14 protein-coding genes, 1 tRNA gene and 1 pseudogene are annotated in these 12,043 nt (G+C 56.4%); 11 read left to right on the forward strand and 5 right to left on the reverse strand.

Annotated features, from left to right (window positions below; genetic code table 11):
• Nucleotides 1–14: 14 nt before the first annotated feature.
• Nucleotides 15–140 carry a DUF1178 family protein gene (locus Q0O07_RS11260; protein ID WP_367271077.1) on the forward strand — a complete coding sequence of 42 codons (126 nt, stop codon included), beginning with the start codon at nucleotides 15–17 and terminating at the stop codon, nucleotides 138–140.
• Nucleotides 133–612 (forward strand): NAD-binding protein, encoded by a 480-nt coding sequence (locus Q0O07_RS10965; protein ID WP_295493605.1) that lies wholly within the window; start codon nucleotides 133–135, stop codon nucleotides 610–612. The genes Q0O07_RS11260 and Q0O07_RS10965 overlap by 8 nt, the downstream gene beginning before the upstream one ends.
• Here Q0O07_RS10965 and aroB read toward each other — a convergent pair.
• Nucleotides 609–1,709: a 3-dehydroquinate synthase gene (gene aroB / locus Q0O07_RS10970; protein ID WP_295493607.1), complete on the reverse strand. Its 1,101-nt coding sequence runs from the start codon at nucleotides 1,707–1,709 to the stop codon at nucleotides 609–611. The two genes, Q0O07_RS10965 and aroB, sit on opposite strands and share 4 nt — an antisense overlap.
• A complete protein-coding gene (locus Q0O07_RS10975; protein ID WP_295493610.1) occupies nucleotides 1,706–2,269 on the reverse strand; it encodes a shikimate kinase in 564 nt (187 codons plus the stop codon). The genes aroB and Q0O07_RS10975 overlap by 4 nt, the downstream gene beginning before the upstream one ends.
• Before the next feature lie 252 nt (nucleotides 2,270–2,521).
• Between Q0O07_RS10975 and Q0O07_RS10980 the strand changes: the two genes are divergently transcribed.
• The 5 genes from Q0O07_RS10980 (at nucleotide 2,522) to Q0O07_RS11000 (ending at nucleotide 8,263) form a co-directional block, all read left to right on the forward strand.
• Complete coding sequence (locus Q0O07_RS10980) at nucleotides 2,522–4,303, forward strand: hypothetical protein (protein WP_295493611.1); 1,782 nt, start codon at nucleotides 2,522–2,524, stop codon at nucleotides 4,301–4,303.
• 30 nt (nucleotides 4,304–4,333) lie between these two features.
• On the forward strand, nucleotides 4,334–5,239 hold the full coding sequence (locus Q0O07_RS10985) for a tyrosine recombinase (protein ID WP_295493613.1): 906 nt from the start codon (nucleotides 4,334–4,336) through the stop codon (nucleotides 5,237–5,239).
• Between the two features lie 17 nt (nucleotides 5,240–5,256).
• Nucleotides 5,257–6,201: an acetyl-CoA carboxylase carboxyltransferase subunit alpha gene (locus Q0O07_RS10990; protein ID WP_295493615.1), complete on the forward strand. Its 945-nt coding sequence runs from the start codon at nucleotides 5,257–5,259 to the stop codon at nucleotides 6,199–6,201.
• A 96-nt stretch (nucleotides 6,202–6,297) separates the two neighbouring features.
• The gene (locus tag Q0O07_RS10995; protein ID WP_295493618.1) at nucleotides 6,298–7,797 is read left to right on the forward strand and encodes a M48 family metalloprotease; all 1,500 of its coding nucleotides are present in this window, start codon (nucleotides 6,298–6,300) and stop codon (nucleotides 7,795–7,797) included.
• A 58-nt stretch (nucleotides 7,798–7,855) separates the two neighbouring features.
• On the forward strand, nucleotides 7,856–8,263 hold the full coding sequence (locus tag Q0O07_RS11000; protein WP_295493620.1) for a (deoxy)nucleoside triphosphate pyrophosphohydrolase: 408 nt from the start codon (nucleotides 7,856–7,858) through the stop codon (nucleotides 8,261–8,263).
• 23 nt (nucleotides 8,264–8,286) lie between these two features.
• On the opposite strand, the gene Q0O07_RS11005 is transcribed toward Q0O07_RS11000, so the two are convergent.
• Nucleotides 8,287–9,183, reverse strand: coding sequence for a class I SAM-dependent methyltransferase (locus tag Q0O07_RS11005; RefSeq protein ID WP_295493622.1), 897 nt, complete (start codon nucleotides 9,181–9,183; stop codon nucleotides 8,287–8,289).
• A 73-nt stretch (nucleotides 9,184–9,256) separates the two neighbouring features.
• Here Q0O07_RS11005 and Q0O07_RS11010 point away from each other — a divergent pair, with 73 nt between their 5' ends.
• The 4 genes from Q0O07_RS11010 (at nucleotide 9,257) to Q0O07_RS11025 (ending at nucleotide 10,919) form a co-directional block, all read left to right on the forward strand.
• Nucleotides 9,257–9,994, forward strand: coding sequence for a ComF family protein (locus Q0O07_RS11010; RefSeq protein WP_295493625.1), 738 nt, complete (start codon nucleotides 9,257–9,259; stop codon nucleotides 9,992–9,994).
• A 31-nt stretch (nucleotides 9,995–10,025) separates the two neighbouring features.
• The gene (grxC, locus tag Q0O07_RS11015; RefSeq protein WP_295493627.1) at nucleotides 10,026–10,298 is read left to right on the forward strand and encodes a glutaredoxin 3; all 273 of its coding nucleotides are present in this window, start codon (nucleotides 10,026–10,028) and stop codon (nucleotides 10,296–10,298) included.
• Nucleotides 10,295–10,807 carry a DUF1178 family protein gene (locus Q0O07_RS11020; RefSeq protein WP_295493629.1) on the forward strand — a complete coding sequence of 171 codons (513 nt, stop codon included), beginning with the start codon at nucleotides 10,295–10,297 and terminating at the stop codon, nucleotides 10,805–10,807. Before grxC ends, Q0O07_RS11020 begins: the two co-directional genes overlap by 4 nt.
• 35 nt (nucleotides 10,808–10,842) lie before the next feature.
• Nucleotides 10,843–10,919: transfer RNA gene (locus Q0O07_RS11025), tRNA-Arg, on the forward strand.
• A gap of 335 nt (nucleotides 10,920–11,254) precedes the next feature.
• Here the strand turns inward: Q0O07_RS11025 and Q0O07_RS11030 are convergent.
• Nucleotides 11,255–11,518: a hypothetical protein gene (locus Q0O07_RS11030; protein ID WP_295493631.1), complete on the reverse strand. Its 264-nt coding sequence runs from the start codon at nucleotides 11,516–11,518 to the stop codon at nucleotides 11,255–11,257.
• Between the two features lie 71 nt (nucleotides 11,519–11,589).
• Nucleotides 11,590–11,895 (reverse strand): annotated as a pseudogene (locus Q0O07_RS11035) (3TM-type holin); the annotation flags it as partial.
• Between the last annotated feature and the right edge of the window lie 148 nt (nucleotides 11,896–12,043).

Raw genomic sequence — 12,043 nt, forward strand, 5'->3', positions numbered from 1 at the left:
CCTACATTAGAGTTATGATTAAATATAATCTTGAATGTTCATGCGGAGAGAATTTTGAAAGTTGGTTTCAAAATTCAAATGAATATGAAAAATTATTAAAGAAGAATTTAATTAACTGCTACCTCAGTCACGTTGATTGATATCAACCCGCAGACCATCGACCTTAGCGGTGACTTTGGTTTCAAGGTTTTTTATGGGGATGGCACACGTGTCGACTTGCTGAAGCGGGCAGGGGGCGAAGACGCGCAGGCGATATTCTTCTGTATTGATGACCGGTACATGACTGCTGAATCGTTGATGCCTGTGCGCGAAACATTCCCGCGCACAAAATTGTTCGTGCGCGCTTATGGGCGGGAGCAGGCTTTGTTATTGATGCAGGATGACGGCATCAGCATCATGCGTGAGCTATTTGAATCCTCGATCCGGATGTCTGCGGTTGCGCTGAAATATTTTGGTACGGATCGTGCGAAGATCCACGACATTCTCTTGGAGTTCCGGCGGCGTGACCAAAGCCGCCTGAAAGCGCAGTTCACGAGCGGCGATATGCATGCTGGAACCCGCCATAGTTTCGGCGGCGACGGTTCCGATGACTTTCCGATTGCCGATGATTAAACGTCGCTGTCGAGGAATGCGGCAACGTCGTCCAGTGCGACATCTTTGGACAAAAATGTGTGCCCGATACCGCGCGCGAGCAAAAAGGGTAGCGTGCCTCCGCTCATTTTCTTGTCATGCCGCATATGGTCGACCAATGCCGCACCATGGGCAGTGACACCCGCTTCGGATAAAGTCGTGGGCAGGCCTGCCCGCTTGAGAAGCGCCGTAACCCGCATGGCGTCATCCGCAGGACACAGGCCCAGTCGCACCGAATATCGAAACGCCAAGGCCATGCCGGCGCCGACCGCTTCGCCATGAAATAGCCGGTCGGAAAAACCTGTGTCCGCCTCCAGCGCATGGCCAAAAGTGTGGCCCAGGTTTAACAGCGCCCGCGTGCCGGTGCGTTCGGTTTCGTCGGCGGCAACGATCCGCGCCTTGGACTGTACGGACCGGATAATGGCCTGCGCGCGGATATCTGGATCGCCTGCAAAAAAACTGTCGAGATTATCCGCGCAAAACGCAAAAAAGGCCGGATCATCGATCAGGCCGTATTTCACTATCTCTGCAAATCCCGCTGTCAGTTGGCGGGTGGGAAGGGTTGAAAGCAACTCTGGGTCGATGAGGACTAAAGCGGGCTGATGAAACGCGCCGACCAGATTTTTGCCTGCCGCGCTATTGATGGCGGTCTTGCCGCCAACGCTGCTGTCGACTTGGGCAAGCAGGGTCGTGGGTATCTGCACAAAGGGGCAACCGCGTTTGATGATATGCGCGGCAAAGCCGGTAATGTCCCCCACCACGCCGCCGCCCAGCGCGACGATATGGTCGCTGCGCTCCACATGCTGTTCCAGCAACCAATCCGTCAGTTTTTCCAACTGACCCCAGCTTTTTCCTGCTTCACCAGCGGGCAGAATGAAATGCGCGCATGACATACCCGCATCGCGCAATGTCGCTTCAAACTGCGGCAGAACGGCGTGCGCGACATTTTCGTCGGTTACCACAAGCAAGCGGCTGTCGCGGGCATAAGACCGCAGAATAGCACCGACATCGGCCAGCAATCCGGCGCGGACATGAATGTCATAAGGGCTATTTGACAGGTCAACGGATATCACGGTCATGCGCAGAGGGCCTTTAATATGTTTTCAACGGTTCGCCCATGTGGCGAGGTGTCGCTACGAATATGGATATTGGCAGCAGCGTATAAGGGGTTCCGCACCTCGCCAAGATCGGTCAGGACAGTGACTGGATCCTTGCCTTGCAACAAAGGGCGGTGGCTGCGCCGCGACACACGGTCGGCAAGTACATGGACATCGGCATTAAGCCAGATCGATGTAGCGCGTTCCAATATGAGTATGCGGGTTTCGTCGTTGACGAAAGCGCCGCCGCCCGTCGCAATGACCTTCGGTGCGCCTTCAATCAGCCGGGCAATGACACGGCGTTCACCATCCCGAAAATAGGCCTCCCCAAATTTCGCGAATATTTCTGTAATCGACAGACCCGCTGCCTTTTCAATTTCGTCATCGGCATCGACGAAAGGCGCGCCGAGGCGGTCTGCGAGCCGTTTTCCGATGCTGGTTTTACCAACGCCCATCATCCCGACAAGCACCACCGGACGGTCAATGACCAAGGCGGCTTGCATGCCAGATTTACGTTTTTTGGGTTCGAGATGTTCAGCCATGACGATATCGCCTATATATCGCCTTGGCGTCAGCCGAAAGCAGTTTGCCGCTTTGTGGATTTTTCACGTAAATACAGGATGGTAAACTAGCTAAATTGGCATATTTTTGTGAAATACCGTTTTTGCGGTTACTATCAGTTGCGGCAAGGGGCATAGGCTTGCTATCCAGAGCTGAGGGTTGCGGCAATGGCACCGGATGATAATGGGACATAGCGCATTGCTGTTCGCAGATATGGAAACAGGTTCGCATCATTGACTGACAAGATTTCAAAAAGCGGCCTTTTGATTGCCAGTGCTCTGGTCTTGGTATTTTCTTTGCCTGTGCTCGGGCAGCAGGGGCCGGAATCTTTGTTGCCAGAGGGCTTTGGCGATCCGCCCCCCCCGCCGACGCCTGTGGCAGGCCGCCCCACGCCGAATATTCCCGGATCTTCGGATGGCGGTGCCTCTGCCGCCCCTTTGACGGCGGATGAAGGCGCGACGGAAGAGGAAGAGGAAGAAAAGCCGGAATTGGTCATCCGTTTTGATATCCCACCCGCCGCGCGCAAATCTTTAAACGATATCGGGATTTTATCAAAAGCGTCAGGCGGATTTCCGGCGAACTCTTTTGGTTCGCTGAATGGCGCTTTCCTCAGCCAGATAATAGAACGGACGTCTGGGCCAATTGCCTCGCGCTGGGGCACGATCATGGCGCGCCGCTTACTGGCCAGCCGCACCAACACACCAGCCGGTGTCAACGGCGCGGATTGGACAGCGGAACGCGCATGGTTGTTGCTGCGGATGGGCGACTCGGTCGTGGCGCGTAACCTTGTTCAGCAAGTGGATGGTGCAGATTATACAAAACGCCTCCACGAGGTCGCCATGCAGGCCTATCTGGCCAATGGCGATTTGGCGGGCATGTGCCCAATCACCGAAAGCGGCGTTCGCCTTGTGAACAATGGCCGCTGGAAAATGACGCGTGCCATTTGTGCGTCTTTGGCGGGAGAGCAAGGCAGCGCGACGGCATTTATCAATCAGGGCCGTTACCAGGGCTGGGTGCGCGGCGTCGATTATCTCTTGGCTGAAAAAGCGGTTGGGGCCGGCATTAATGGGCGGCGTTCGGTGAAAATCGAATGGGAAAATGTGGAGGGCATGAACCCTTGGCGCTTTGGTTTCTCCGCTGCTGTGGGTCTTGAACCCCCGGAACGCTTATTTGTCGACACGGGGCGTCAGGTCGACGGTTGGCGGGTGCAGTTGCCGATGTTTACGCCGACGGTCCGAGCCAAATATGCATCCAATGCTGCGGCGCTTGGTATATTGTCGAACCGGAATATGGTCGATCTTTATGCGCAGGTCCTTGATGATCCGGACGCGCCCGACGCTGCGCGGGCACGAGCGGAAAACCTCGGCAACGCCTACACCGCATCAGGTGAAGATGCCAAGGTTGCGGCTATGACGTCTTTATGGACCATGGCCGCCGCAGGCGCGGACTATCACGCTTCGTTGGTGATGACGGCGCGGGCGGCTGCGCTGATCGTGCCAGATGCTGATCATCAGGCAGAGGCGGACCGGCTGATTTCTTCCATGCTGACGGCTGGTCTTGACCGCTCCGCCGCGCGATGGATCGACGTTGTGGTGGATGGATCGCTGGGTTGGGCGTTGGTGACACTGGCGGCTCCGGGGCGGGTAGCGCCCGCTGATTATGGCAGCCTTGACGATTTTTTTGGTAATGATGAGAGCACCGACGGACATAAATCGCGGCTTTTACTTGCCGGCTTGGCGGGGCTTGGCCGTATTGAAACCGATGCGCGCAGGGATTTTGCAAGCGACCTCAAAGTCAATATTTCGCGGCAAACTCCTTGGTCAAAGGCGATAAGCGCTGCCGCTGGACGTGGCGAGCAGGGCACGGTTGCGTTGATGGCGGTGGCCGCACTGCAGGCGCCTTCATGGTCGGCTGTGCCCACCCATCATCTTTATTATATCGTTCGATCCTTGCGTCAGGTCGGTTTGGAGGCCGAGGCTCGGATGATTGCTGCCGAAGCTGTCACCTTTGGCTGAATATATGCCAATCACAATCGTCAGCCAGCAATGAGCTTACCCGATCCTGATCTGATTGCGCGTTTTCTCGAGATGTTGGCGGCAGAGCAGGGCGTCGCCAAGAATACGCTTTTGGCATATCAAAGCGACTTGATGTCGGCATCCGGCCTTTTGCATGGCCAACTGGCTGTGGCTGGGCCTGATGCGCTTGTCGAACTGGCACGCCAATGGCGCGACCTTGCCAACAGCTCGGTAGCGCGCAAGGCATCGGCATTACGGCGTTTTTTTGCGTTTTTGCATGAGGAGGGCTTTCGCGCTGACAACCCGTCGGCGGCGCTACCAAAGCCAGCACAGATGCGGCCCTTGCCGAAAATTCTGGATATAGACGAAGTCGACACCTTGTTCGCGGTGATTGCAGATAAGCTTGCGCAGCCGCATATATTGACAAGTGATTACCGGCTGTCGGCGCTTATCGAGCTGCTGTACGGTTCAGGGCTGCGTGCGACCGAATTGGTCGCCTTGCCGCGAAATGCGGTGGTATCTGATAGGCCGTTCATCATCGTAAAAGGCAAAGGCGACAAGGAACGCTTAATCCCCATTTCCAACCGTGCGCGCCAAGCGGTACGTGTTTGGTTGGACTTCGTTCCGGAAAAATCCCGTTTTCTCTTTCCGTCGCGCGGGGGACATATCAGCCGTATTCGCTTGTTCCAGATCATTAAGGACCTCGCCGCGCATGCGGGGCTGGACCCAGCAAAAGTAAGCCCCCATGTCCTGCGGCATGCCTTTGCGACGCATCTTTTGGCGGGCGGCGCGAATCTGCGGGCGCTGCAGTCCATGCTGGGCCATGCGGACATCGCGACGACACAGATTTACACGCATGTCGACGCCAGCAAGCTTGTCGAATTGGTCAATCGGCGTCACCCATTGGCAACGCGCACATTGACCCGTCGCACCTGAGGCTCTAACCCACAGACATGATGGTATATCTCGATTTTGAAAAGCCGGTTGCTGCGCTTGAAGCGCGCATCCTTGAATTGCAAGATGCAGCGCGCCATAGCGACGTTGATGTGGGCGCCGAAATTGCGAAATTACGCGGCAAGGCGGACAAGCAGTTGAAGGATACTTATGCCAATTTGACGGCATGGCAGAAAACGCAAGTCGCAAGGCACCCGGAACGTCCACATTTCAAACATTATATCGAAGCGATGTTTACAGACTTCATGCCCTTGGCAGGGGACCGCGCCTTTGGCGACGATCAAGCGATCATTGGCGGTCTTGGCCGCCTAAATGGCCGCCGCGTGATGGTCATTGGGCATGAAAAGGGGGACGACACGCAAAGCCGCCTGCGCCATAATTTTGGCATGGGTAAGCCCGAGGGCTATCGCAAGGCTATTCGCCTGATGGAACTTGCGGATCGGTTCGGTATTCCGGTGGTGAGCTTGGTCGATACGTCGGGCGCGTTTCCGGGTATTCAGGCCGAAGAACGCGGGCAGGCAGAGGCAATTGCCCGTTCCACCGAAACCTGCCTGGCGCTCGGCGTGCCGATGATTGCCTGCATCGTGGGTGAGGGCGGTTCGGGCGGTGCCGTTGCGCTGGCGGCTGCCGACCGCATATTGATGTTTCAATATGCCGTATATTCGGTGATCTCGCCCGAAGGTTGTGCCTCTATTTTGTGGCGCACGGGCGACAAGGCTGCGGACGCCGCCCAAGCCATGAAGATGACGGCGGATGATCTGAAAGCGCTGCGCATCATTGACCGGATTGTACCAGAACCCGTTGGTGGCGCGCATCGCGACCATGGCATGGCTGCTGCCGCGCTGGCGACCGCCATTGACGAGGAGTTGGACGCATTGTCCGGTTTCTCGTCCAAAGAACTGCTTCAACAGCGGCGCGCAAAATTCTTGTCCATGGGCGCCTGATCTTTTCTTGATATAAGCACCCTTATGGCCGTTATTGTGTGAAGCAGTGACAAGGTAGTTTCCAATTGGCGTTACCCGTATTTGGGGAGGATGTTGATGCGTTTTTCGAAAATGTGTCTTTTTACCAGTGCCGCAATTTTTGGACTGGGCGTCATCGCTGGCTATGGACCCGCCGACGCACAGTCGCGAACCACAGCTCCTGCTGTTCCCAAGCCCTTCACCGCCCAAGAAAAAAATCAGGGCGCAAAATATCATACAGAAATTTTGAGAGAATTTGGCGGACCGATGCAAAGTCCGCAGACTGCTTATGTGGTGCGCGTTGGCACAAACATTGCCATGCAATCGGGACTTGGAAACGCGCAAAGCGATTTTAACGTCACATTGCTCAATTCGTCGGTGAACAACGCATTCGCGCTGCCCGGTGGCTATGTCTATATCACGCGCCAACTGGTTGCCTTGAGCAATGATGAAGCCGAAATGGCGGGCGTTCTGGGCCATGAGGTCGGGCACACCGCAGCGCGGCATAGTGAAAAGCGCAAGAATAGCGCAACGCTTGCTGGCCTGTTGGGAATGGGCGGCAGCATATTGGGGGCCGTGCTCGGTAATTCAGGCGGCTTATTGGGGGCGCTGGGCGGCGGATTACAGCAATATGCAGGTCCGTTGGCGCAAGTCTTCACACTTAAATATTCGCGCACGCAAGAAGAGGAGGCCGATGATTACGGTATCCGCTATCTCAGCAAAGCCGGATATGACCCAAGCGCAATGGCATCGATGCTCAATTCCTTGGCGTTGCAGACCAATGTGGACACGCAGGTGGCCGGCTTGGCCGATAACCGCGTTCCGGAGTGGGCAAGCACCCATCCTGACCCGGCAAGGCGCGTTGCGCGCGCGGCATCACGGTCCAAAAACTATCCCGCCAGCATCTTGCGTAATGCGCACGCCCATTTGGCAATCATTGACGGCATGTTATACGGCGATGACCCCGCGCAAGGTGTGGTCGAAGGGCAAGATTTCCGGCATCCACAGCTGAAGATGCAGTTCACCGCGCCTTATAGTTTTGGCATGCAAAACAGCAGTGATGCGGTGACGATTAACGGGAATAGTGGGAAAGCCATTTTCACGGGCGGTGCATTTGATGGCAATCGCAGCAGCTACATCGCCAAAGCGTTAAAGGCGGTGTCGGGCGACAGTGGAACCATTCCGACGGGGGATATCCGGCGAACGACGGTGAACGACATCCCCGCTTTTTACACAAATGCCGTCGTGAATACGCAGCAGGGGCAACGCGTGGTTTCCGTGTTCGCTTATGAATGGGCGCCGGGTATGGCCTATCATTTCGTGACGATCACGGCGAGCAACGCCAACCCATTTGACCGCATGTTTGCCAGCATGTCGCGTCTGACTCCTGTGCAAGCCGCGACCGTAAAACCGCGCAAGCTGCGCGTTGTTACCGCAGGGCCACAAGATAATGTCGCATCGCTTGCGGCACGCATGGCCTATTCGTCTTTGCAGACCGAACGCTTTAGGGCGCTGAACGGGCTGTCATCCAATGCGACCATTCGCGCTGGGCAGAAGCTGAAGATTGTGACGTACTGAACGAAAAAAGCGGGGACCGCGAAGTCCCCTTAACAAAAGCTTACAGCGTGGTTGGGATATGGAAATTAGTCGGAATATATTGTTCGTGGTTGCTGCCGCGTTGACCAATGATCGGGGGGAAATCCTTCTGCAACAGCGTCCTATGGGCGCTCAAATGGGCGGTTTATGGGAGTTTCCCGGCGGCAAAGTGGATGTCGGCGAAACGCCAGAAATAGCGCTTGTGCGAGAGCTGGAGGAGGAGCTGGGCATCATCGTTGCCGCGCAGGATTTGGTGCCGGAAACCTTCGCCAGCGAACCATTGGGCGACCGAAATCTTGTGCTTCTGCTTTATCGCTGCACCATTTGGTCGGGTGCGCCTACAGCAATCTATGCGTCCGATATTCAATGGACTTTGCCGCAAGACATGGCGGATTTGCCTATGCCGCCCGCTGATTATCCGCTGGTCCGCAAGTTGCAGAGTTTTTAATAGGCCCTAACCCTAGGCCCTAACTAGCCCGCTTGTTCCTTTGACAATATGTCCGCGAGCGAAACCTGCCCGCTTCCCCTTTTGGCCGGTCGCGGTTGGTTTTCGGAGGGTGCCCAGCCGCTTAAATAGATATGCGCAAAGCCTTCGGTGACCTTGCCCTGCGCATCGGCACGGGCGGCAAAGGTATCATCGAGCCGTGCGGGCATGGCTTTGCCCAGATAATTGCGCGGTCCGGCAAGCGCATTGCCAACGCCAGCGTCCCTAATGTCTGATATGATGGAGCGCCAGTCACCATAACGTACGGCGGAGATGTCCTGATCCGCGACAGGCAAAGTGAAGCCAGCGCGTACGATGAGGTCCGCCGCGCTGCGCAGATCAATCTGCGGGTGGATATGCGGGGTAACCCGATCGGCATCCGCCTCCAGCAACATCGCCTTGAGCGCTCCCAAGGTACCAGCGCCAAACATATGACCGAGGAACAGCCCGTCGGGCCGCAAGAGGCGGCGGATTTGAATCAGCGCACCGGGCAGATCATTGACGCTATCCAGCGTTCCTGCCGAAATCACCAGATCAAAGCTGCAGGGCGTGAAGGGCAGGCGGTCTTCTTCTAATGCAACTGGCGCATCATCCGCCGCGCCTGCCCCAGTCTGTGCCCCAGCCTTTGCCCCCGCCGCTGCATCGCGAAGCGGGGCAAGGGTGCAAGGGACATTTGGCGGCAGGATTTCCCCCTGCCAGCGCCCGATAGGCCCGATGATCAGGGCGCGTTCGAACGTGCGGGTAACGGCAGACAGTCGCTCTGCCATATCTTGCGCGATATGGTGCCACAGGAAATGATCTCCCGCGCGCCCAGCGGCCCGCGCGCGCAGGGCATGACGGCGGCGGCGGTCAAAAATTTCAGGTGGATTCACATCATTGTTCATTTGCGCCCTTGTGCAGCCCCAATCTTTGTCCGACAACTATGCTATGGCAAAAGGCAGCCACATTTTCCATAGCATGTTGAATTGGGTATTGCCCGAACGCTGCCCCTGTTGCGGTAAGATTACCGCAGCGGGCGGGCAGTTTTGCGTTTCCTGTTGGCAAAAGCTGGAATTTCTGGGGCCACCTTGGTGTCGGGGATGCGCAACCCCCTTTGACTTTGACCGGGGGCCGGACGCCTATTGTGCGCCCTGCATCGCAAATCCGCCCCGACATGATGGCATTCGCGCCGCCGTAAAATATGATGATTTGTCGGCGCAAGTGGCGCTTCGGCTAAAATATGGCGGTAAAATAGGCTTGGCGCGTGTCATTGCGCAGCATTTATTGCGCCATGTGCCGGCGGAGACGGACCAGCTGATCATCACGCCCGTGCCATTGCATTGGACACGGATATGGTCACGCAGCTTCAACCAATCGGCGTTGATCGGCAAACATCTCGCGGTCTTAACTGGCATCGCCTTCGCGCCCGATCTATTGGTCCGGCATAAGCGCACGCCCAGCATGCGGGGGTTGGATCACAAACGCCGCAGACAGGCGGTGGCCCGCGCCTTTGCCCTGCATCCAAAATATAAAGGCAAATTGAAAGGACGAAAAATCATCCTGATCGACGACGTCCTGACCACGGGTGCAACCAGCGACGGCTGCGTCGCGGTGCTGAAACGTGGCGGCGCGGACTGGGTGCAGTTATTCTGCTGGGCGCGGGCTTTGCGCGGCGGCGGCACGCAAGCAGACGCGGCGATATCGTTCGACGCTTGACTTGCAGGACGGGGAACACCATTTCTACGTCATGACCGCAAATGTTGAAATCTACACCAAATTCGCGTGCCCTTATTGTGTGCGGGCCAAGCATCTTTTGGACAGCAAAGGTGTCACCTATACCGAATATGACGTGGCGATGGGCGGCGCCAAGCGCGCTGAGATGGTCGCACGTGCGCCGGGCGCCCAAACTGTGCCGCAGATTTTCATCAATGATGTCGCGATTGGCGGGTCAGATGATCTGCGCGCGCTCGATGCCCAAGGAAAGCTCGATGGCTTGTTGGGAGTTGGCGGCGCACAATGATCACATTTGACCTGAATTGCGGCAACGGGCACCAGTTCGAAGGCTGGTTCGCGTCCTCTGCGGATTTTGATGCGCAGAAATCCGGCGGCATGCTTGCGTGCCCAACGTGCAATGATGGCAGAATTCAAAAGGCGCTGTCGGTGCCCAATGTTTCGCGCAAGGGCAACCAACGGGCCGTGGCCCTGCCTTCGGTACCCACCGCATTGCCAGAAACAAACAGCGAAACACGCACCGTAGCACGCACCGAGGCACTGGCACCCGAAGTCTTTTCCCCTGCGATGGCAGAACTGGTTCAAAAATTGGCCCGTGCGCAATCCGACATGTTGGATAAATCGCAATGGGTGGGCGGCAACTTCGCCGAAACCGCGCGCGCGATCCATTATGGCGAAGAACCCGATCGCTTCATTCACGGCGAAACCAGCAGTAATGAGGCAAAGGCACTGGTCGAAGAAGGCATTGGTATTGCGCCTTTGTTGTTTCCGGTCGTCCCGCCCTCTGCAAAAAATTGACCGTCCGATTACGTGCAGCTATGACCGTTGCCGATGCACCCATAGCTCAGCAGGATAGAGCATCAGATTCCTAATCTGGGGGCCACTGGTTCGAATCCAGTTGGGTGCACCATATATTCCAATGACTTACATGCCGCTGTCCGCGGAAGTCAGGACACCATTGAATTTCTAGCAAGCACATAGCAATCACAGCGCGACGCGGCGTTGCGTCCTCGGCTAACCTTATTTGAGTTCCGGAATGCCGCACGAAACCAAAAACGCGCACGTTTCATCGTAAAACGCGGGCGGTCGAGTGGTGTCTTTTGCGTCGCCGTGCGGCACGAACACAATCCGCCTCCACGCCCACCTGAAACCACCCAAACAGCAGGCCCGCTATACGGACATGAAAAAAGCCCGCCGCTGCGCAAAGGCAGGGCGGGCTTACATTCTATGCGGAAAAAGTGCCGATTATTCGGCAGCTTTTTGCATGTCCTTACCAGCTTCTTCAACAGCAGCGCCAGCTTCAGCCGTAGCATCGCCAGCGGCCTCTGCGGTTGCGTCGGCTGCGCCTTCAGCGGCAGTCATTGCGTTCTCAGCGCCAGCTTCCATAGCTTCGCCAGTTGCTTCGGCGGCTTCGGCGGTTTCTTCGGCAGCCTTTTCACCAGCTTGACCACATGCGGTCAGCGACGCTGCAAAGGCAAGAGCAGCAACAGTTGCGACTAATTTCTTCATCTTGATTCTCCTAAGTCCCTATAATCCCTCACGGGAGTAGGAGGGTAACGGATGTTGCTGGCTTTAGGCAACTATTTTTCCAGCCCGCGTGAAATACCCCATTGGCGGGCGACAGTGTAACCGAGATAGCCAGTGCCAAACAATGCATATAAAGGCTCTGGCAGGCCGTTCAGATAGGCGTTCATGCCACGCGCAATATTGGCCGCGGCCTCTGGCTGCACAGCGGCAATCAACCCCATCGGGATCGCCCACAACAGCATGGCATACATGACATAAAGAAAACTTGGCCGCGCGCGGCTTGTCCACGGGTCGGCAGATTGCGCCTCCGCCAGGACGGCGGACAATTGCGTGCGCAATGCTTCCATTTCTTGGCTGCCGCACTTAGCCAAAGTGCAAGAATGGAATTCAACTACCAACTTCTGTTAGAGCGTATGATCGGTCTGATTAAAATTTGTAGCCCACTTCGACACCCATCAGGCGACGTGCGCCTGGCGAGATGAATGAACCGCCAAATTCAATCGCTGG

Source organism: Sphingorhabdus sp. EL138, assembly GCF_945890115.1.
Classification (GTDB): Bacteria; Pseudomonadota; Alphaproteobacteria; order Sphingomonadales; family Sphingomonadaceae; genus Sphingorhabdus_B.